The following is a 21,016-nucleotide window of genomic DNA, read 5'->3' on the forward strand; positions in this document are numbered from 1 at the left end:
TGCCGATTTGAGGAATTGTTTCCTTTTCGGCTATCATTCGGCTTTCCCGCAGCCTGTCTTTCCATGACCAAATTCGTATTCGTAACAGGCGGTGTCGTGTCCTCGCTGGGCAAGGGCATCGCCGCCGCATCGCTGGGGGCCATTCTCGAATCCCGCGGCATTCGGGTCACCCACATCAAGCTCGATCCCTACATCAACGTCGACCCGGGCACGATGAGTCCTTTCCAGCATGGCGAGGTTTTTGTCACCGAGGACGGCGCCGAGACCGACCTCGATCTCGGACACTACGAGCGCTTCACCAGCGCCAAGATGAGCCGGCGCAACAACTTCACTACGGGTCAGGTCTACGACGCGGTAATCAGGAAGGAGCGGCGCGGCGAGTATCTCGGCAAGACCGTCCAGGTCATTCCGCACATCACCGACGAGATCAAGGGCAAGATCAAGGCGGGAGCCGAAGGCGCCGACGTGGCGATCGTCGAAGTCGGCGGCACGGTCGGCGACATCGAGTCGTTGCCTTTCCTCGAAGCCATCCGCCAGATGGGTATCGAGGAGGGCCGCATCAACGTTTGCTACATGCACCTGACGCTGCTGCCCTACATCCCGACCGCCGGCGAGCTGAAAACCAAGCCGACCCAGCATTCGGTCAAGGAGTTGCGCGAAATCGGCATCCAGCCGGACATCCTGCTCTGTCGTGCCGACCGTTCTATTCCGGCCGAGGAACGGCGCAAGATCGCGCTGTTCTGCAATGTGATGCCCGAAGCGGTCATCGAATGCCTTGACGCCGACTCCATCTACAAGATCCCGGCCATGCTGCACGAGCAGATGATTGACGAGATCGTCTGCCACAAACTCGGCATTCTGGCCAAGGCAGCCGACTTGTCGGTCTGGAAAAGGCTTATTGACGCCCTGGAACATCCACAGCACAGGGTCAGAATCGCCTTTGTCGGCAAGTATGTCGAATTAACCGAATCCTACAAGTCGCTGATTGAGGCGATCAAGCACGCCGGCATCCATACCCGCAGCCGGGTCGATATCGTTTACATCGACTCCGAGGATATCGAGAGGGAAGGCTGCGGGGTGCTGAAAGGCGTCGACGCGATTCTCGTTCCCGGCGGCTTCGGCCGGCGTGGCACCGAGGGCAAGATCGCGGCGATCCGCCATGCCCGCGAGAACAGGGTGCCCTACCTTGGCATTTGCCTCGGCATGCAGCTGGCCGTCGTCGAGTTTGCCCGCAATGTGGCCGGCATGACTGGCGCCCATTCCACCGAGTTCGTTCAGGGCACGCCGTACCCGGTGATCGGCCTGATTACCGAATGGCTCGATGCCTCCGGCAAGGTCGAAAAGCGCGGCGAGGATTCCGACATTGGGGGCACGATGCGCCTCGGCGCCCAGGCCTGCAAGCTGGCCGATGGCTCGCTGGCCCGGGAAATTTATGGCGTACCGGAAATCACCGAGCGCCACCGGCATCGCTATGAAGTCAACAACGCGCTGCTGCCTCAACTCGAAGAGAAGGGTCTGAGGGTCGCGGGACGTGCCCCGGGTACCGAACTGTGCGAAATGGTCGAACTGCCCGCCGAGACGCATCCGTGGTTCGTCGGCTGCCAATTCCACCCCGAATTCACCTCCAACCCGCGTCAGGGCCACCCGCTGTTCATCTCCTACGTGAAGGCGGCGCTGGCCAATCAACAGGCCCAAGGCAGATGAAGCTCTGCGGTTTCGAGGCTGGTCTTGACCAGCCTTTTTTCCTGATCGCCGGCCCCTGCACCGCCGAATCCGAACAATTGTGCGTCGACGTTGCCGGCGCCATGAAGGAAGTCTGCGGTCGACTCGGAATTCCGTACATTTTCAAGGCTTCTTACGACAAGGCCAACCGTAGTTCCGGCACTTCAGTGCGCGGCCTGGGGCTGGACGAAGGTCTGCGCATCTTCTCCGAAGTACAGCGCCAGGTTGGCGTGCCGGTGCTGACCGATGTGCACGGCATCGACGAAATTCCACAGGTGGCAGCGGTTGTCGATGTCTTGCAAACCCCGGCCTTCCTCTGTCGCCAGACCGATTTCATCCATGCCGTCGCGGCGAGCGGCAAGCCGGTCAATATCAAGAAGGGCCAGTTTCTCGCACCCGGTGATATGAAAAACGTAGTCGACAAGGCGCGCGAAGTGAATGGCGGCGCCGACAACCTGATGGTTTGCGAGCGCGGCGCCAGCTTTGGCTACAACAACCTCGTTTCCGACATGCGCAGCCTCGCCATCATGCGTGAAACCGGTTGTCCGGTCGTTTTTGATGCCACACATAGCGTTCAGTTGCCGGGCGGGCAGGGAACGACTTCCGGCGGGCAGCGTGAGTTCGTGCCGGTTCTGGCAAGGGCGGCAGTCGCCGTCGGCATTTCCGGCCTGTTCATGGAAACCCATCCGTGCCCGGAAAAGGCCTGGTCGGACGGGCCGAACAGCTGGCCGCTCGATCGCATGGAATCGCTGCTGACGACGCTGGTCACGCTTGACAGGGTAGTCAAGGCGGCCGGGTTGGAGGAGCTGAAATGAGCCAGAAGGGCTATCTGATTGTCGAGACGAAGGTCAGCGATGTCGCGGCCTACGAGATCTACAAGGGTCTGGCTCAGGCGGCAATTGCCCAGTATGGCGGTCGGTATCTCGTGCGCGGAGGCGCCGCGGAGATTCTCGAAGGGAAGTGGACCGACATTCCAGGTCTGGTCATCGTCGAGTTCGCTTCCACGGAGCAGGCAAAGTCTTTTTATCGTTCTCCCGAATACCAGGCAGCCCGCAAGGCGCGTGAAAGTGCCGCTGAAATGAACATGCTGGTCGTTTCTGGTATTAATAATCTGGTTTAAGTAGTTATTTCAATCCGTTGATAAAAGGAATAAACATGAGTTCAATCGTTGATGTAGTTGCACGCGAGATTCTCGATTCTCGTGGCAATCCCACCGTTGAAGCTGATGTGCTGCTGGAGAGCGGCATCATGGGGCGGGCCGCCGTGCCGTCTGGCGCCTCGACCGGTTCACGCGAAGCCATAGAACTACGCGACGCCGATGCCGGCCGCTATCTGGGCAAGGGTGTCCAGCAGGCGGTCGAAAACGTCAATACCGAAATCTCCGAAGCCATCATCGGACTCGACGCCCAGGAGCAGGCTTTCATCGATCAGACGATGATCGACCTCGACGGCAGCGACAACAAGTCGCGTCTCGGCGCTAACGCCATCCTGGCGGTTTCGATGGCGGTCGCCAAGGCGGCGGCCGAGGAATCCGGCTTGCCGTTGTACCGCTACTTCGGCGGCATGAGCCCGATGCAGATGCCGGTGCCGATGATGAATATCATCAACGGCGGCGAGCATGCCAACAACAGCCTGGATATCCAGGAATTCATGATCATGCCGGTTGGTGCGACCAGTTTCCGCGAAGCCCTGCGCTGCGGCGCCGAGATCTTCCACGCGCTGAAGAAGCTGCTCGACAAGAAGGGCCACTCGACGGCAGTCGGCGACGAAGGTGGCTTCGCCCCGAATCTCGGCAGTCATGCCGAGGCGCTCGAGATCATCATGCAGGCGATCGAGAAGGCGGGTTATGTTCCGGGTCAGGACGTGCTGCTGGCACTCGACTGCGCCGCTTCCGAGTTCTACAAGGACGGTAAGTACCACCTCGCCGGCGAAGGCCTGCAACTGACTTCCGCCCAGTTCACCGATTACCTGGCCAACCTGGCCGACCAGTTTCCGATCGTCTCGATCGAGGACGGCATGTCCGAAGCCGACTGGGACGGCTGGAAACTGCTTACCGAGCGTCTGGGCAGGACGGTGCAGATCGTTGGCGACGACATCTTTGTCACCAACACGCGGATCTTCAAGGAAGGCATCAAGCAAGGCATCGCCAACTCGATCCTGATCAAGATCAACCAGATCGGCACGCTGTCGGAAACCTTCGCCGCCATCGAGATGGCCAAGCGCGCCGGCTACACCGCGGTAATCTCGCATCGTTCCGGTGAAACCGAGGACAGCACCATCGCCGACATCGCCGTTGGTCTCAACGCCGGGCAGATCAAGACCGGTTCGCTGTCGCGTTCCGACCGTATCGCCAAGTACAATCAGTTGCTGCGCATTGAGGAAGATCTCGGCGATACCGCCTCGTACCCCGGTCGTGAGACCTTCTACAACCTGCGCTGACGCCTGATGCGCTGGCTGACGGTCGGCCTTCTCGCTCTGGTCGCCATGCTGCAGTACCCGCTGTGGCTGGGTAAAGGCGGCTGGCTGAAAGTGTGGGATTACGACCGTCAACTGGAGCAGCAGAAGGAAGTGACCAAGAAGCTGGAGATCAGGAATGCGGGCCTCGACGCCGAGGTCCGCGATCTCAAGCAGGGTTACGACGCGATCGAGGAGCGCGCCCGATTCGAGTTGGGCATGATCCGCCAGGACGAGAGTTTCGTTCAGATACCGGAAAAACTTCCCGGAAAATAAGCAAAATAAAGGCGTCGACCGCAGTAGTCACCGGCATTTCCCTCCGCTAGAATCGCTCAAAGCGTTACCTCACTGAGCGCCCAAGGAGAATTACATGCTGCTGAAGGTTGGCGATTACGCACCGGCGTTCTCATTGCCGGATGCCGATATGGCCAGGATCGATCTCGCAAGTTACCGGGGTGGGAAGCACGTCGTTCTCTTCTTCTACCCCAAGGACGGGACGCCCGGGTGCACGATGGAGGCCACCGACTTTTCGGATCACGAGGAGGAATTCGAGCGTCAGGATTGCGTGCTCTTTGGAATAAGTCGCGATGAATGCCTGAAACACGCCGAGTTTCGCGATAAAGAAGGCATCGGCACTGAGTTGCTGTCCGATACGGAAGGCGTCGTCTGCAAGAAATACGGCGTCTGGCAGGCCCGTCAAGTGGATGGCCACCGGAAGTTTGGGGTCGCTCGCTCCACGTTTATCATCGACAAGTCCGGCGTGATTCGTCACGCCCTCTACAACGTCAATTACAAGGGCCACGCACTGAAAGTGCTGCGCCTCGTCAAGGAACTCAATTCATGAACATGCAGGTTGCCAGGAATTCCGTCATTACCCTCGACTATCACGTCACCGATCCCGATGGTGAAGTGGTGGACGAAGGGCGTGAGCCGCTCGTCTATCTGCATGGGGGTTATGAAGATATTTTCCCGAAGATCGAGGAAGCCCTGCAAGGCAAGAAAATCGGTGAATCGGTCAATGTAAAGCTGCAGCCGGACGAAGCGTTTGGTGATTACGACGCCGAAATGGTCCAGGTCGAGCCGCGCAAGGATTTCCCCAAGGAACTCGAGGTCGGCATGCAGTTTGAGGGTGGACCGGAAGAGGGCGATGACGACGATTTCGTCATCTATCGCGTGACCGAGATCGCCGATGACAAGGTGGTGCTCGACGGCAACCATCCGCTGGCCGGCATGGCGCTGATTTTCACCTGCACGGTGACGGCGATTCGGGATGCCAGTGCCGAGGAACTGGAACACGGTCATGTCCACAGCGGGGACAATGACGAGGAAACCTGTCACTGAGCTGGTGGTGGCCAGGGGCGAGTCTCGAAGCGAAACAGTGTCGGTGAATCAGTGTCTATAATTCCGCGCGTCCAGCCCATCAGCGGGTAACCGAAGGTTTCGACACGGGTCAGGTTGGCGATTGGCTTTCCGTTGTCGCCGCGCAACGGATGATCAATCCGGCTGATATGGGTGTCGCCATGAACGGCAACCACCTGGCCACCAAAGGCCAGCGTTTCCCGACGTAAGGTTTCGAGAAATTCGCGAAATCCCCGGTGCACCAGACCTTGTGAAAAGTTCTTGAACCCGGGATCGGCCTGAAACAGCAGCACGATGCCGACCAGTTCTTCTTGCCGGGCGATCACGAAACTCTCTGTAAGCCAATGCAGAACAACGGGATTGCGTGCCTGGAACTCGGCGCTTGCCTGATCGCGCCAGCCAAAATTGTTGTCCGGCCCCGGTAGGTTGAGGGTGACAAAGAGGACTGGCCCGAGGCGGAAGCGCGAGTGTTCCGGGTAATCGCCCGGCTGCCGTTCAAGGGCTATCGTTTTGCGGCCCAGTGAGTCGGGACGCTGCCAGAACAGTACGCGTAGCGCGGCGAGCCTTTCCAGCGGATCGTAGGCACCGTTCGACAGGCGGCTGCAGTCGCTCCATTCGTTATCGCCCGGCACGAAAACGAAAGGTACACGGCTGGCAGCGAATAACTGCCGGCGATCCTTGAAGACTTCGTCGGCGCAACGGCCTTGGCCGTGCTTGATATCCCCGATATGGGCGACGAAGGCAACGTTGGTGTCGGCTATCGCGTCGAGCATGTGCGGTAATTCGCGCCGTTCGTAGTCCGAATAGGGTACGTCGCCAATCAGCGCGAACCGCCAGGTCTCGCCATGCGCCAGAAGCGACAAGCAGAGGCAGGCGCCAAGCAGCCAGCGTTTCATCGCGCCAATTTCTTCAGTTCATAGAGCGCATCGAGCGCCTGGCGCGGGGTCAGGCTGTCCGGGTCGATGGTGGCCAGTCGTTCAAGCGCCGGGTCAGGCTCCGGTTCAGCCGGTTCCGGCGCGCATTGCGCGAAAAGATCCGGTTGCAGCGGGTCGACTACAGCGCGCTGCTCGAATTCGCGCAGTTGCCTGCGCGCTGCCCGGACAACGGTGGCCGGAATGCCGGCCAGTGCCGCCACCTGGATCCCGTAGCTCTGGTTGGCCGGGCCTTCCTCGACCGCGTGCATGAAGACGATGCGGTCGTTGTGCTCGACTGCGTCGAGGTGCACGTTGGCCAATTCGGAATATTCGTGCGCCAGCCGGGTCAGCTCGAAGTAATGTGTCGCAAACAGCGTCAGGCAGCGGTTCTTGTCGATCAGGTGACGCAGGATCGCGAAGGCGAGCGCCATGCCGTCGAACGTCGAGGTGCCGCGCCCGATCTCGTCCATCAGCACCAGACTCTGCGCTGTGGCATGGTGCAGGATGGCAGCGGCTTCGGTCATCTCGACCATGAAGGTTGAGCGCCCGGAAGCGAGGTCGTCGGAAGCGCCGATGCGGGTGAAGATGCGGTCGAGTGGGCCGAGCACACAGCGGTCGGCGGGAACGTAGCTGCCGATATGGGCGAGCAGGGCGATCAGTGCCGTCTGTCGCATGTAGGTCGATTTGCCGCCCATGTTGGGGCCGGTGATCAGCAGCAGGCGGCGGTTTTCGGCGAGCCGGCAGTCGTTGGCGATGAACGTCTCGGCGCCGTTGACCATTTCTGCCTCGACCACCGGGTGGCGGCCGCCTGTTACGGTCAACCCGATTTCGGGGGTAAATTCCGGTTTGCTCCAGTTGCGTTTCAGCGCGGTGTCGGCAAAGCCGGCCAGCATGTCGAGCTGGGCGACGGCGCGGGCGATGGTTTGCAGGACCGGAACGGCCGGCAGCAGTTGGTCGAGGATCTGCTCATAGAGCAGTTTTTCGCGGGCCAGCGCGCGCTCCTGGGCCGACAAGGCCTTGTCCTCGAAGGCCTTCAATTCCGGAGTGATGTAGCGTTCGGCATTCTTCAGCGTCTGGCGCCGGCGATAGTCGTCGGGAATTTTGTCGGTATTGGCGTGGGTGACTTCAATGTAGAAGCCATGCACCTTGTTGAATTCGACCTTGAGGCTGGCGATACCGCTGCGCTCGCGCTCGCGGGCTTCCATGTCGACCAGATAGGCGCCGCAGTTGTCGTTAAGTGAACGCAGCTCGTCGAGATCGGCATCGAAACCGGGGGCAATCGCACCGCCGTCGCGGATCTGGGCCGAAGGTTCGGCGGCGATGGCGCGGACCAGCAGAGCGAGCGTCGCCTGCGGTGTTTCGAGGTCGGCAGTAATCTGGTCAAGCAGGGGCGAGACGGATTCGACCAGCGGCGCGCGCAAGGCCGGAAGTCCAACCAGCGAATCGCGTAGGCTGGCCAGGTCGCGTGGCCGTGCATTGCGTAGGGCGATACGCCCGGCGATACGTTCGATGTCGGCGATGCCCTTCAGTTCGCGCCGCACCTCGCCGGCCATCCGGCCGTAGTCTTCGAGCAGGGCGGCGACCGCGCCATGACGGGCGGCAGGAATATCGCGCTCGCGCAGCGGATGGTGCAGGGTATGGCGCAACAGGCGCGATCCCATGCTGGTGACACAGTTGTCGAGCAGCGAGAACAGCGTCGGCGCCGGCTGGCCGCGTAGGGTTTCGGTCAGTTCCAGATTGCGCCGGGTGGCGAGATCGAGGCCGAGGTAGGCGCCTTCGAGTTCCACGGTCAACGCCCGTAAATGCGGCAAATTGCCGGTTTGCGTGGCCTGTGCGTATTGCAGCAGGGCGCCGGCGGCGCCGATCGCCGGGCGCAGGCCTTCGGCGCCGAAACCGGACAGCGAGGCGACCTTGAATTGTTCGCAGAGCAGACGTCGCGCCGAGTCGAACTCGAAATACCAGTCCGGCTGGCGGGTCCGTGCCACGTCCGGTGTGAAGTCGAATTGCCAGGATTCCGGATAGAGGATTTCGGCCGGGCGGATACGCTCCAACGACGCGGCCAGTTGCTCGACCGGCACTTCAGTCAGGATGAACTCGCCGCTGGCCAGATTGAGGCGCGCCAGTCCAGCGCTATTGCGCGTCGTGGCCAGCGCCAGCAGCCAGATATCACGCTTGTCGTCGATCAGCGCGGCGTCGGTCAGCGTGCCCGGCGTGACGATGCGGCTCACTGCGCGTTCGACCGGCCCCTTGCTGGTGGCAGGGTCGCCGATCTGTTCGCAGATGACCACCGATTCGCCGGCCTTGACCAGGCGGGCCAGATAAGGCTCGAGCGAGTGGAATGGCACGCCGGCCATCTTGATCGGCACGTCCGCCGATTTGCCGCGTGTGGTCAGCGTAATATCGAGCAGGCGCGCTGCCTTCTCGGCATCTTCGTGGAACAGCTCGTAGAAATCCCCCATTCGATAGAAAAGCAGCGTGTCCGGATGCTGCGCCTTGAGCGCGAGATACTGGCGCATCATCGGCGTGTGCGTAGATAAGTCTTCTTTACTCATTAAAAACAATCACTTATATTATTTTAATGTTTTCATTGGGGCAAATTTGGGGCAGTTTGTGCAAGTTTCTTCATGCCCTGCCAGATGCGCCCCAGCTCTCCGGGGGACTCCGAATCTATCCAGCGGCCATAGACCTTCACGAGCATCGAGTAGTCACCTGGGCGTCGGGCGCAAAGGGCCGGCGATCTGCGCAGATGCCGCCCTCAATGGCTTTCCAGCGTTGCAAGGTGCGTAACTCGATGCCGGCTACCTCGCAGGCAAGCCTGAGCCGAGCACCGGCGACATGGGCGGTATGGATGTCTTGGGCCAAGGCTTGGCGATCTTCAAGGCCGATCATTCGGCCTCGCCTTTGTTGAAGATCGCCGCGACTTTTTTTGAGAGAACCAGCAGGGCAGCGGTTTCAGCGAGTGCCCGGTCCTTGCGTAGCAATTCGCGTTCGAGTTCCTTGATGCATTTGCGGTCTTGTCGGGTTGCTTGCGGGCTGGCTCTGACTTCTTCCGGTTCGGCCAACGCTGTCGTGGCGCTGGCCCACCATTTGATCAGCTCGTCCGGATAAACGCCGTGCTCTCGACACCACGCGCTTTTGCTGGTTTCGTCCAGCGCCGCAGTGACGATCACCGCCTCCAGGCGCGCCGCCGCAGTCCATGCCCGCCCGAGGGCGGGCATGGACTGCGCGTCATCTCGCCAACGCTCAAGGGTTCCCGAACCAATGCCTACTTCACGGGCCACCACATCTATTGCTGCATTTTCCGGCGCCAACAATCGTGCTACCGCTCTACCTTTGAACTTCTCTGAGTACCTTGCCATTTCCATCCTTTATCGCCGCCCCAGGGGGAGATTCTATCGAGGCGACAACTATTCTGACGTAGGGGGCAACCCACGACCACACATTGCTATCGCAAGTTGCGGACCCTATCCTGATCGTCTCCAAGTACACGATAGCCCCTTTCATGGCAAGTGATGTCCAAACTAGAAGGAAGGCAAATGATCGATACCGTTAAAGAGAAAGCCAACAGGGATGAGATGGGGCCCGATGTCAACTACCTGAAACCGGACATCCTCGAAACGACTAACCGTATCTTCTTGGACATTGAGCACTGAGCTTCCCCCGAAATTTCGTCTGCCAAGGGTGACGTAAGATTGACGTTACTTTTGGAAGGCAGGAAATGAAAATACCGAAGCAGGCATACACAGCCGAGTTCAAGGAACTGGCGGTGAAACGAGTCAAAGACGGTCAAACCATCAGCGCCGTAGTCAAGGAACTCGGGCTGAGTGACCAGACATTACGCAACTGAGTTAAGGCATCAGCAGAAGGCACGCGTTCGATCCTGCAGCAGTCTGGAAGCGACGCTGTGTGTTCCATTTGCGGGGATGCACCGGTGAGAGACTATCGCCTAGTCGGGCCAAGGGTTCCGGGCGGTGCGATCTGTACCCTGCGACTTTGCACTGATACAAGAACACGATGAGGCTCTCGAACTGATCGTCGCCTAAATCTTCGTAGGCAAACTTCATGGCCACACCTGTGTCATGTTCTCCGTCGTTCAGCGTGTCAACCGATGGCCAGCTTGACCGGCTTGCCGACGCGACTGAGCATTTCCACCAGCGTGTCGATGGTGAACTTGGCCGTCTTCTTGTTCACCACGTCGGACACGCGCGGTCGCGAGACCATCAGGATATCGGCGGCCTCGGCTTGCTTCAGGTGATGCTCGGTAATCCAGGTGGACAGTTCTTCCATCAGTTGCTGCTTCAGCAACTGGGTGTCGTTGATCTGTTTGCGAGAGGCTGCCTGCAAACGCTTGGCTTCAGCGGGTGCGAAGCCAAGCTCCAGGAAGAGGTTCGCTCCCGGCTTCGTCACATGGCGGATTTCGGTGTCGATCTTCATTTCTGTACCTTTCTCGCGTTGACCACGGCGCGGTAGCGCGCCTCGGCAATGCCCTTGTCATGCTTACTGGTCGCCTGCGTCTTCTTTTGGAAGCAGTGCAAGACATATACGGCTTCCTCAAACTTGGCGATGTACATCACCCGATAGATGCCGCCGGTTTCCCGAATGCGGATTTCCTTGGTGCCGGCCCCGACATCATCGAATGGCTTCCAGTCGTCCGGGTCCAACCCAACTTGCACTTTGCCCAACTGAAAACCGGCATAGCGGCGTGGTTCGTCCGGGAATGCCAACAAGTCGTCATAGGCGGAACCTACCCAGCGAATCTCTTTTTCGTCACTCATCACTCCACCGTGTATAAAAATTTATACGCATCAAGGACGCAAGTCAAGCTCTTCAAGATGGGCGTGCGTTGAACCAGTGCTTCCGCCGAGTGAATCAATTGCGCAGTCCGTCGGGCACCGTCATGGTCCAGCGCAGTGTCGCGTGGCCTCCTGAAAACTACGTTCGCACACGACTGGCTATGCCCTAGTATGCGGTCCGATTTTGTGGGGCAAATTTGGGGCAATTTGAGCGCCAAACCATGCCCATCTATGCCAATTCGACCTCCGTGAGGCGATGGCCGTCCTCGGCCCAACTTGTTGCTGCGAAAGAGAAAAGTCGATCTCTGACAGCGCATTGAGTCAGTGTCCCAACAGAATCGGCGTGTGTTTGGAGAAGTCGTCTAGTGGCTTGACCATCGGATCTTGTTGATTATCTGCCTCAATCACTGTGCTTGCCAGATTCGAACTTGTCGGGCTACACATTGCTTGCAGCAAGGCAATTCCTGGCCCAGGTACGTTCAGGCATTGTTGAGCCGGTTAGCCGGCGTGCGTGCGGCGCCTGGTTCGGGCGCGCATCCCCGCATCCCACGGTCAACAATGGATGAGTATTCCACTACCTTGCGAGGCGAGGGCGACGCAGACCGCATCGGCTCCGCGCGGGCGGCGCTTACTGGCGACGGCTGTCGCGCGGCGGACAAGCGGCTCGTCAAGCATTTCGGCTTTGCGGGCGATTGTCCGATCAGCCGGACAATGGCTTGATCACGCGCTTGACCACAGTGTCGTCGGGATGCGGGTGGATACTGAAGCCGAGGCTGGTCATCAGGCTGAACATCTTGCTGTTGGTCGACAGAACGTCTCCGACGACCGCGCGATAGCCCTTCTGGCGTGCACAGTCGATCAGCGCCGTCATCAGCTTGCGGCCGACGCCGCATTTTTGCCAGGCATCGCCCACCGCTAAGGCAAACTCGACCGACTCGCCGTCGGGATTGACCACGTAGCGGGCGACGCCGATCTGGGTTTCCTTGCCTTCATCACCGGCATGGGTGGCGACCAGAGCCATTTCGCGGTCGTAATCAATCTGCGTGAAGCGCACCAGCATCGTCGGCGTCAGTTCGCGCAGGGTATCCATGAAGCGGTAATAGCGCGATTCGTCGGACATGCCCATGACGAATTCCTGCTCCATCTCAGCATCTTCCGGCCGGATCGGGCGGATGGTGACCACCGTTCCATCTTTCATCTGCCATTCCTGCGTCAGGTGGACGGGGTACGGGTAGATCGCCATGTGCGCATAACGATCACCGGTGGCTTCGGAGATATGGTCGATGACGATCCGCGCATCGGCGGCGATGGCGCCTTTCTCGTCGACAATCAGCGGGTTGATGTCGAGTTCCATGAGCCAGGGCAGTTCGCAGACCATTTCCGAGACGCAGAGCAGCACCTCCCGCAGCGCCTTCTGGTCGACAGGAGGCATGTTGTGGAACTCTCCGAGAATCACCGAGGCGCGGGTCGAATCGATGAGATCCCTGGCCAGGAACTTGTTCAACGGCGGCAACGCAACCGAACGGTCGCTGAACACCTCGACATCGAATCCGCCGGCACCGAAAGAAATCACCGGGCCGAAGATGGGGTCGCGGAAGACGCCGATCATCAGCTCGCGGCCGTGCGGGCGCGACAGGAAGGGCTCGATCGAAACACCGTTGATCCGGGCCTTCGGCTGACGCTTCTGCACGGTATCGATGATGTCGTGATAGGCGTTGCGGACGGCCGGCGCATTCTTGATGTTGAGGCGTACCCCGCCGACTTCGGACTTGTGCTGGAGATCGGGCGAGTCGACCTTCATGACGATCGGGAATCCGATCTGTTCAGCCAGAAGCAGCGCCTCGGTCGCGGTTCGGGCAACCATGGTCTGCGCGACCGGCACGCGGAAGGCGCGCAGGATGGCTTTCGATTCCATTTCCGAGAGAATCTTGCGGCGCTCGGAAAGCAGCGCCTCGATCAGCATCTTGGCACCTTCGGCCTCCGGGCGGTCATGCTGGCGGGTTGGCTCGGGTGTCTGCAGGAGCAGCTTCTGGTTCCGGAAATACTTGGAGATGTGATAGCCCGAATTTTTCATAAAAGCAGGCGAATCTCGTTTAACCCATTGATATAATAGGGGTTACGCCAATAACGCTTTGTAAGAAGCCTAAACGAGACCGCCCATGGACCATTCTATCCCAACCCAGCTTCGCTTTCCCGCCAGCGCCGGATTTACGATCCGGGCAGAGTTTGACGGCGGGGCGATGTCCTCCGACTTTGGCGCACTCCTGTTGCGTGGCATCGACCTGCAAATCGGCCTGATTCCCCGCCTGGTCAGCGCGATTCACGACAAACGCCACGCCTCGTACATTGACCATCCCCTGGCCGACCTGCTTCGTCAGCGGATATTCCAGACCGCCAGCGGCTACGCCGACGGTAATGACGCCAACACGCTGCGGCGCGATCCGCTGTTCAAACTGGCGGTCGGTCGTGCCCCGCTGGACGAGGGAAATGACCTGGCCTCCGGCCCCACGCTCTCCCGGCTCGAAAACAGCGTATCGCGCAAAGACATTTACCGCCTGGCCAAAAGCTTCGTCGACGCCTTCATCGCCAGCTACGCCCAAGCGCCTGCCGTGATCGTGCTCGATATGGATCACTCGGAGGATGCCACTCACGGGCAGCAGGAACTGGCGTTCTATAACCCCCACTACGGGAATCACTGCTACCTGCCGCTGTTTCTCTTCGAAGGACTTTCCGGGAAGTTCATTACTGCCGTCCTGCGTCCGGGCAAACGCCCGACTGGCAAGGAGAACGCGGCCATCATCAAGCGCGTGCTGCGCTTGCTCCGCCAGGCTTGGCCCGAGACCCACATCATTCTGCGCGGGGATGGCCACTTCGCGAATCCCGAACTGATGGCCTTGTGCGCGTCCGATCCGCATCTGGACTTCCTCTTCGGCCTGGCCGGCAACCCGGTGCTCTCGCCCAAGGCCGAGCCGCTGCTGAAGAAAGCCCGTGCGCTGCACCAGACACACAGCGCCAACGCCCAGCGCCTGGGGAACGCCGAGCCTGCGGCGACACGACTGTACGACGATATCGAGTATCAGGCGGGCTCGTGGCCCAAGGCTTACCGCGTGGTGGTCAAGGCCGAGGTGATGGCCTTGGGTGACAACCCGCGGTACGTGGTGACCTCGCTGTCCGACCCGACGCCTGATGTGCTTTACAAAGAGCTGTACTGTGCTCGAGGGCAGGACGAGAACTTCATCAAGGCGGTGAAGAACGACTTGGCCAGTGACCGGACCTCCGATCATGCCTTCCTCGCCAATCACCTGCGGCTGTTCTATTCGTGTGCGGCGTATGGGTTGATTCACGGCTTGCGCGAGAACACGCTGGTGCATACGGAACTGGCCAAGGCGCAACCGCTGTCGATTATCCTGAAACTCTTTAAGTTGGCGGTGCGCGTGGTGCAGTACAAGGATCGGATCAAGCTGTCCTTGCCTACGTCGTGTCCGATGAAGGGGTGCTGGCGCGGGTGACCGAGTTGCTTTACCTCGTCCCGCGCCCGCCGGCACCGGCCTGATCGACTCGGCGACGCCGTCTCATGCTACCGACTCGAATCCGCTTGAGCGGAGGTCAGGTCTCGCCAGCGCTCTGTCCAGGGATCGATGGCGGCAGGGTGTGATGCCCAAAAGTTGGGGTATTTGGCCGATCGTGGCGGGTTGGCAGCAAAATTCGCAGCAAGCTGACTCGCATCACGGCTGGAATGGCACGACATTGACATCGCACGGCGGGTTTATGAAACATCCGGGATAGAACATCTCGACTGCGGTTTCCGGCGTGCGGAAGGATGGAATGCCTGATTCCTCGAGCAGCTTGCGGCCACCGGCAACCTGCTCCTCGCCCATCCAGCAGCAAATGACCGAGCAGCTGGTTTCGTCGGCAATCTCAACGATAGTCTTGGCTACTTCCAGAGGGTTGGTCATCGCCTGCGGCGAGAGCATGACCAGCGTGCTGTCGACGCTGACATCTCCGGTGACCAACTCGATGGCTTGACGATAGCGTTCCGGCGTCGCATCGCCGCCAATGTCGACTGGATTGTTGTGCGACCAGTCGGGTGGAAGGATCTTGTTGAGCGTGGCCATCGTTTCGACCGATAACTGCGCTAACGGAATTCCGAGGTCGCCGGCGCGGTCGGCCGCCATCGCGCCCGGCCCGCCGCCGTTGGTGACGATGGCGAGGCGGTTGCCCTGCGGCCGGAATTTCGAGGCCAGCGCCTTGGCGGCATAGAAAAGCTGGCCGATGTTGCTGACGCGGACGACGCCGGCGCGACGGACGGCGGCATCGAAGACCGAATCGGAAACCGCCGCCATTCCCGAGTGGGTGGAAGCCGCCATTGCTCCAGCTTCGTGGCGCCCGGCCTTGAGCAGGATGATCGGCTTGATCCGGGCCGCCGAGCGCAGCGCGCTCATGAAGCGGCGGGCGTTGCGGATGCCCTCGACGTACATCAGGATATAGTGCGTGCGGTTGTCGTAAATCAGGTAATCGAGAATTTCGCCGAACTCGATATCGGCCGTCATCCCCAGCGAAATAACCGATGAAAAGCCGACTTGGTTGCTCTTGGCCCAGTCGAGCACTGCCGAACACATGGCGCCGGATTGCGAAACCAGGGCCAGATTGCCGCGACCCGCGGTCGTGCTGGCAAAGGTTGCATTGAGCCCGATGTCGGGACGGATGATGCCGAGGCAGTTGGGCCCGAGGATGCGGACGTTGTAAGCGCGCCCGATCTCGAGAACCTTACGCTCGAGCGCCGCGCCGACATGGCCGGATTCGGAAAACCCCGAACTGACGATGATGACGTTGCGCACCCCGCTGCGTCCACACTGCTCGATGATCTTCGGCATCGACTGCGGCCGGGTGGCGATGACAGCCATGTCGACGCGGGCGCCGATTTCCTCAATCGACTTGTAGGTCTGGTGGCCCTGGACGGTCGTGTGCTTGGGGTTGATGGCGAAAAGCTGTCCCTTGAAACCGGACGCCAGAATGTTCTTGAAAATGACGTTACCGACGGCATTTTCGCGGTCGGACGCGCCAATGACGGCTACCGCATCAGGTTCGAAAAGCGAGGTTAGATAGTGCTGTTCCAGCATGAAAAGCCTCTTTTTAGGAGATTATGTTGCAATGCACCATATTAACATATCCTAAGAACTAGTTCCATTGCCGGACTAGGGGATACCGCCTAATCGACCAGCTCCGATTCGATCATCAGTGGTTGTTCCAGCGCTTTGTGAACCGGGCATTTGTTGGCGATTTCCAGCAGCCGCGCACGCTGCTCGACGGTCAGATCGCCTTCCAGCGTGATCGCGCGGACGATGCGATCGCGGGGAATGCCGGAGACCTTCACCTTGTCGTGGACCAGGCTGACGCTGATCCGCGTCAGCGGGATGCCCTTGCGTTCGGCATACATGCGCAGGGTCATCGAGGTGCAGGCGCCGAGGCCGGCCATCACGAATTCGAGCGGCGCCGGCCCGGCATCCGCGCCGCCGACGTCGACCGGCTCGTCGGCCAGCAATCGGTGCTCGCCAACGATGACTTCCTGCTGGTATCTTCCCTGACCATTCTCGCGAACGATGACTTCCGCCATGACTGCCTCCCCGAATGAACACCCCGCCATGATAGCCCCGTCGCCCTGGGTTGTCTGCCATCTGCCGCTCGTGGCCGTCGGCGGGCGCGTGCTCGACCTCGCCTGCGGCCGCGGTCGCCATGCCAGGCTGTTGGCGGCGGCCGGTTACGAAGTCGTTGCGGTCGACCGCGATTTCGCGGCGATTTCCAGTTTGCAAGAGGTGGCCGGGATCACGGCGCTTCGGTTCGACCTCGAAGGCGGCGACTGGCCGCTGGCCGGCGAGCGCTTTGCCGGCGTCATCGTCACCAATTACCTGTGGCGGCCACGTCTGCCGGATGTCTGCGCCCTGCTCGACAGTGGCGGCGTGCTGATCTACGAGACCTTCATGGTTGGCAACGAGGTCTACGGCAAGCCGTCCACTCCGGATTTCCTGCTGCGTCACGGGGAGCTGCGTGCCGTGGCCAGGGCCGCCGGGCTGCGCGAGATTGCCGTCGCGGAAGGTTATACCGACAGCCCGAAGCCGGGGATGCGTCAGGCGATCTGCGCCGTCCGCGAGTGAATGATGCGCGCGGCGATGTCGGCGATACCGCTTGCTGAAAGATCATTGGTCGAAAAGCTAGCAGCGTCGCCTGCCGGGAGCGTGTCATTCAAGGCGCCGTAGTCGCTGAAATTGCGGGCCTGCGAGCGGTGATAAAGCCGGTCGTAATGCTGCTCCAGCAATTCCCGAACCAGCGCCGGCCACTCGGCCGCCGCGACCATGTCTCGCCAGCGCTTCATGGTTTCCGCGCTGTGCAGGCTTCGGAGGATGTCGAGGCGCTCATTCAGCAGGTCGGGCATGCCCAGGAAGTAGTCGTAGTCGGCGAGCAGGAAGGTGACACGGGCCGCCAGCGCCGCGTCGATGCTGATGCATTCGCCGGCGCGGATACGTTCGATAAGGGCATCCGGCACCTGCAGGCGGCCAATCTTGCGACTTTCCGCCTCGACGAACACTGGCCGCGCCGGGTCGAAGCGCTCCAGTTCGAGCAGGAGCAGGGTTTCGAACCACTTCTGGCTTGGTTGCGGCTGTCCGGGCAGGACGCCAAGGACAGAACCCTTGTGGCTGGCCAGGGTTTCGAGGTCGAGCACCTGTTCGCCGCGGGCGGCGAGAGCCTGCAGGATGCGCGTCTTGCCGCTGCCGGTGGCGCCGCAGATAACGCGAAAGTTGTAGGCTTGGGGCAGGCGCATGAGTTGCGCGACAACGTGGCTGCGCCAGGTCTTGTAACCGCCGTCGAGCTGGCTGGCTTTCCAGCCGATGGCGCGGAAGACGGTAGTCAGCGAGCCGCTGCGGTTGCCGCCGCGCCAGCAGTAGATCAGGGGTTTCCAGTCCCGCGCCTTGGTGAGAAAGTGCTCACGCAGGTGGTGGCCGATGTTTTCGGAGACCAGCGCGGCGCCGACCTTCCTGGCCTCGAACGGGGATACCTGCTTGTAAATGGTGCCAACTTCGATGCGCTGCGCGTCGTCGAGCACCGGGCAGTTGATGGCACCGGGAATGTGGTCGTCGGCAAATTCGGCGGGGGAGCGGACGTCGATGATTTCGTCGAAATCCGCAAGATCGGCAAGGGGCGTGCGGTCGGCGCTCACGATCTATTTCAGCAGCGGCTGCAGGCCGGGCCAGACGTTGTCGAGGATCAGCGGCTGTGCCTCGGGCGTCGGGTGGATGCCATCGGAAAGGAAGTAGGCCGGGTTGGTGGCAATCGGCGCCAGCAGAAAATCCAGTGCGGCACTCTTCTTGCGCTTGGCGGTGTCTGCGAAGCTCTTTGCGAATTCCGTGGCGTAAGGACCATAATTGGGCGGCAGGCGCATGCCGATAAGCAGCGTGCGCGCCCCGGTCGCCTGGGCGGCATCGAGCATCGCGGCGAGGTTGTCACGCATCTGGGCGAGTTGCAGGCCGCGCAGACCGTCATTGGCGCCGAGGGCGATGACGACGATGGCCGGCTTGTGGCGCTGTAGCGCTTCCGGCAGGCGGGTGCGGCCGCCGGCGGTGGTCTCGCCGGAAATCGAGACATTGGCGACGCTATAATCGAGGTGCTTTTCGCTCAGGCGCTTTTCGAGCAATGACGGCCAGGCCTGTTCGGGACGGATGCCGTAGCCGGCAGAAAGCGAGTCGCCAAGGATCAGGATGGTCCGCGCGGCCAGCGCCGGCGTGGCGGAGAAGAACAGGGCAAACAGGAGCAGGGCAGTCCGCATGATCGAGAAACCAGTGGTTGAAGTGTCGGGGTTGGGGAAGACCGTCGATAACGGCGGCGAGCCGCTGACGATTTTGCAGGATATTTCGTTTTCGGTCATGTCGGGGGAGACGGTGGCCCTCGTTGGCGCCTCGGGTTCGGGTAAATCGACCCTTCTTGGGCTGCTGGCTGGCCTCGATGTTCCCACATCCGGGGAAATCCGTCTCGACGGCGTTGTGCTGGCAGCGCTCGACGAGGACGAACGCGCCCGCCTGCGCGGCAAGCTGCTCGGTTTCGTCTTTCAGTCCTTCCAGTTGCTGCCTTCGCTCAACGCGCTGGAAAACGTCATGCTGCCGCTGGAATTGGCGGGTTCCAAAGGGTCGACCGCAATTGCCCGCGACTGGCTGGTGCGCGTCGGACTCGAACACCGGCTGAAGCATTACCCGAAGCATCTTTCCGGCGGCGAGCAGCAGCGCGTCGCGCTGGCCCGCGCCTTTGCTCCGAGTCCGCGGCTGGTGCTTGCCGACGAGCCAACTGGCAACCTCGACGCGGCGACCGGCCAGCAGATCATCGACATGATGTTCGACCTCAACGCCCGTCAGGGAACGACCCTGGTTCTGGTCACCCACGACGAAGCGATTGCGGCCCGCTGCGCGCGGATTTTGCGGATTCATTCGGGGCGACTCGTCTGAGGCGCCCGGCTGCCGCGCCGGAGTCCGTTTTCGAGCGTCGTCAACCCGCGCTTTCTCCGTCATCTCGACCTTGGCGATGGGCGAGGGAAATTCGTTGCCCACACTCCGCGGTTTTTCCGCTCTTTTGTGCCTGGGCGCTGCTAACATGACCGACAAGAGAACCCGCTTGCGGCAGGACAGCTTGTCCGCATCGTCGGGACGTGGCGTGATGGTAATTTGCTGAAGGAGTCTCCAGGAAATGGTTAAAGCGGCACTCAGATTGTTCATTCTTCGTCATGGGAAGTCCGATTGGAGCACCGGCGAGCCGGATTTCGACCGGCCGCTGGCCGAACGTGGCCGGACCGGCGCGCAGAAGGCAGGCGATTGGATGAAGGACGAGAAACTGATTCCGGATCGGGTCATCAGTTCTCCGGCGCGGCGGGCGCGGGAGACCGCCGAGTCGATATGCCGGTCGCTCGGGCTCAAGGAGCGCGGGATTTGCTTCGACGAGAGGATCTACGGGGGATCGGTCGCGGAGATGCTGGCCAGTCTGGCTGACCATGCCGCCGATGCGCGGCAGGTGCTGCTGGTCGGGCACAACCCGGGCCTCGAGGAACTTGTCTATTTCCTGACACAGGGGCCGCTTACGCAGCCCGATGATGGCAAGTTGCTACCTACGGCCGCGCTGGCGGTACTGCGACCGCTGACCGACTGGCGGGTGCTGGGGCGGGGAGGGGCCGAGTTGATTTCGATCACACGGCCGGGAGAAATGTGAGGCTTGGCGGCCCAGGCTGAGTTTGCGCAGGGTGCTGGCCCCAGAACAACCGGCTTGCATCGTGGTTGAGCGCGTGGAGCGGCTTGTCCGGATCGCGCCCGGCCCGGACTGGACAGGGTGCCGTCAGCCATCTTTTCCTCGTGGATTGTGGCGCTCGAGCGACCGCGTTCCCGATGCAGAATTGAACCTAAAAACCGCAGTTAGCCAATGCAATTTGCATGATTTGTGAGGAATTGGCGAGATTGAGGAGCCGATACAGGCGAAGGTCTTCTTGAAATGATCGCCGACGAGGCTCCAGGACTCGTATACGACCCAGAACCTGGAGCGCTGCAAGCTGTCGGGTAACCGTCTGCCCACCACCGTCTTTCGGGGTTAGCGCGAATAAGGCAGGCGAGGATTAGCTGGGTGAGCAATTTGCACAGCGACCTTCCACGGGCAGTGAGTCGCTGAGGCGGTTGACCCATCCCATTACACACAACTTCAACACCTCTGCGTAACATGCTGACTTTACAAGAAATGCTGGGTGGATGT

At 60.8% G+C, this 21,016-nt stretch carries 19 protein-coding genes and 4 pseudogenes; 12 read left to right on the plus strand and 11 right to left on the minus strand.

Annotated features, from left to right (window positions below; genetic code table 11):
* The first annotated feature begins 63 nt into the window (after nt 1-63).
* The 7 genes from IPP03_22100 (at nt 64) to IPP03_22130 (ending at nt 5,517) form a co-directional block, all read left to right on the plus strand.
* The gene (locus IPP03_22100; protein ID MBL0355195.1) at nt 64-1,704 is read left to right on the plus strand and encodes a CTP synthase; all 1,641 of its coding nucleotides are present in this window, start codon (nt 64-66) and stop codon (nt 1,702-1,704) included.
* Complete coding sequence (gene kdsA, locus IPP03_22105; GenBank protein MBL0355196.1) at nt 1,701-2,537, plus strand: 3-deoxy-8-phosphooctulonate synthase; 837 nt, start codon at nt 1,701-1,703, stop codon at nt 2,535-2,537. Before IPP03_22100 ends, kdsA begins: the two co-directional genes overlap by 4 nt.
* Nucleotides 2,534-2,842: a DUF1330 domain-containing protein gene (locus IPP03_22110; protein MBL0355197.1), complete on the plus strand. Its 309-nt coding sequence runs from the start codon at nt 2,534-2,536 to the stop codon at nt 2,840-2,842. Before kdsA ends, IPP03_22110 begins: the two co-directional genes overlap by 4 nt.
* Before the next feature lie 35 nt (nt 2,843-2,877).
* Entirely contained in the window at nt 2,878-4,161 is a 1,284-nt protein-coding gene (eno, locus tag IPP03_22115; protein MBL0355198.1) for a phosphopyruvate hydratase, read from the plus strand.
* Nucleotides 4,162-4,167: 6 nt separating this feature from the next.
* Nucleotides 4,168-4,452: a cell division protein FtsB gene (ftsB, locus tag IPP03_22120; GenBank protein ID MBL0355199.1), complete on the plus strand. Its 285-nt coding sequence runs from the start codon at nt 4,168-4,170 to the stop codon at nt 4,450-4,452.
* 97 nt (nt 4,453-4,549) lie between these two features.
* Nucleotides 4,550-5,020 carry a peroxiredoxin gene (locus IPP03_22125; GenBank protein ID MBL0355200.1) on the plus strand — a complete coding sequence of 157 codons (471 nt, stop codon included), beginning with the start codon at nt 4,550-4,552 and terminating at the stop codon, nt 5,018-5,020.
* Nucleotides 5,021-5,022: 2 nt separating this feature from the next.
* Entirely contained in the window at nt 5,023-5,517 is a 495-nt protein-coding gene (locus tag IPP03_22130; protein MBL0355201.1) for a peptidylprolyl isomerase, read from the plus strand.
* Here IPP03_22130 and IPP03_22135 read toward each other — a convergent pair.
* The 4 genes from IPP03_22135 to IPP03_22150 all read right to left on the minus strand — a co-directional run bounded on the left by IPP03_22135 (nt 5,511) and on the right by IPP03_22150 (nt 9,808).
* Nucleotides 5,511-6,431 (minus strand): hypothetical protein, encoded by a 921-nt coding sequence (locus IPP03_22135; protein ID MBL0355202.1) that lies wholly within the window; start codon nt 6,429-6,431, stop codon nt 5,511-5,513. The genes IPP03_22130 and IPP03_22135 overlap by 7 nt on opposite strands.
* Entirely contained in the window at nt 6,428-9,001 is a 2,574-nt protein-coding gene (mutS, locus tag IPP03_22140; protein ID MBL0355203.1) for a DNA mismatch repair protein MutS, read from the minus strand. Before mutS ends, IPP03_22135 begins: the two co-directional genes overlap by 4 nt.
* A 136-nt stretch (nt 9,002-9,137) precedes the next feature.
* Nucleotides 9,138-9,338, minus strand: coding sequence for a hypothetical protein (locus IPP03_22145; protein ID MBL0355204.1), 201 nt, complete (start codon nt 9,336-9,338; stop codon nt 9,138-9,140).
* On the minus strand, nt 9,335-9,808 hold the full coding sequence (locus IPP03_22150; protein ID MBL0355205.1) for a transposase: 474 nt from the start codon (nt 9,806-9,808) through the stop codon (nt 9,335-9,337). The genes IPP03_22145 and IPP03_22150 overlap by 4 nt, the downstream gene beginning before the upstream one ends.
* 359 nt (nt 9,809-10,167) lie before the next feature.
* Here IPP03_22150 and IPP03_22155 point away from each other — a divergent pair.
* Nucleotides 10,168-10,293, plus strand: a pseudogene (locus IPP03_22155) (transposase).
* Nucleotides 10,294-10,550: 257 nt separating this feature from the next.
* On the opposite strand, the gene IPP03_22160 reads toward IPP03_22155, so the two are convergent.
* The 3 genes and pseudogenes from IPP03_22160 to IPP03_22170 form a co-directional block, all read right to left on the minus strand.
* Entirely contained in the window at nt 10,551-10,883 is a 333-nt protein-coding gene (locus IPP03_22160; GenBank protein MBL0355206.1) for an XRE family transcriptional regulator, read from the minus strand.
* Nucleotides 10,880-11,224, minus strand: a complete 345-nt coding sequence (locus tag IPP03_22165) for a type II toxin-antitoxin system RelE/ParE family toxin (protein MBL0355207.1) — start codon at nt 11,222-11,224, stop codon at nt 10,880-10,882. Before IPP03_22165 ends, IPP03_22160 begins: the two co-directional genes overlap by 4 nt.
* Before the next feature lie 718 nt (nt 11,225-11,942).
* Nucleotides 11,943-13,301 (minus strand): annotated as a pseudogene (locus IPP03_22170) (GNAT family N-acetyltransferase).
* 100 nt (nt 13,302-13,401) lie between these two features.
* On the opposite strand from IPP03_22170, the pseudogene IPP03_22175 reads away from it, so the two are divergent.
* A pseudogene (locus IPP03_22175) lies at nt 13,402-14,795 on the plus strand (IS1380 family transposase).
* A 229-nt stretch (nt 14,796-15,024) separates the two neighbouring features.
* On the opposite strand, the pseudogene IPP03_22180 reads toward IPP03_22175, so the two are convergent.
* Nucleotides 15,025-16,362: pseudogene (locus IPP03_22180) on the minus strand (CoA-binding protein).
* A gap of 89 nt (nt 16,363-16,451) precedes the next feature.
* Entirely contained in the window at nt 16,452-16,886 is a 435-nt protein-coding gene (locus IPP03_22185) for an OsmC family protein (GenBank protein MBL0355208.1), read from the minus strand.
* On the opposite strand from IPP03_22185, the gene IPP03_22190 reads away from it, so the two are divergent.
* Complete coding sequence (locus IPP03_22190; GenBank protein MBL0355209.1) at nt 16,855-17,394, plus strand: class I SAM-dependent methyltransferase; 540 nt, start codon at nt 16,855-16,857, stop codon at nt 17,392-17,394. The two genes, IPP03_22185 and IPP03_22190, sit on opposite strands and share 32 nt — an antisense overlap.
* Here IPP03_22190 and mnmH read toward each other — a convergent pair.
* Nucleotides 17,367-18,455, minus strand: coding sequence for a tRNA 2-selenouridine(34) synthase MnmH (mnmH, locus tag IPP03_22195; GenBank protein MBL0355210.1), 1,089 nt, complete (start codon nt 18,453-18,455; stop codon nt 17,367-17,369). The genes IPP03_22190 and mnmH overlap by 28 nt on opposite strands.
* Before the next feature lie 3 nt (nt 18,456-18,458).
* A complete protein-coding gene (locus tag IPP03_22200) occupies nt 18,459-19,061 on the minus strand; it encodes an arylesterase (GenBank protein MBL0355211.1) in 603 nt (200 codons plus the stop codon).
* On the opposite strand from IPP03_22200, the gene IPP03_22205 reads away from it, so the two are divergent.
* The gene (locus tag IPP03_22205) at nt 19,060-19,731 is read left to right on the plus strand and encodes an ABC transporter ATP-binding protein (GenBank protein ID MBL0355212.1); all 672 of its coding nucleotides are present in this window, start codon (nt 19,060-19,062) and stop codon (nt 19,729-19,731) included. The genes IPP03_22200 and IPP03_22205 overlap by 2 nt on opposite strands.
* Before the next feature lie 238 nt (nt 19,732-19,969).
* Nucleotides 19,970-20,485 (plus strand): histidine phosphatase family protein, encoded by a 516-nt coding sequence (locus IPP03_22210; protein MBL0355213.1) that lies wholly within the window; start codon nt 19,970-19,972, stop codon nt 20,483-20,485.
* The last annotated feature ends 531 nt before the right edge of the window (nt 20,486-21,016 follow it).

This window comes from Candidatus Dechloromonas phosphoritropha (genome assembly GCA_016722705.1).
Lineage (GTDB): Bacteria > Pseudomonadota > Gammaproteobacteria > Burkholderiales > Rhodocyclaceae > Azonexus > Azonexus phosphoritrophus.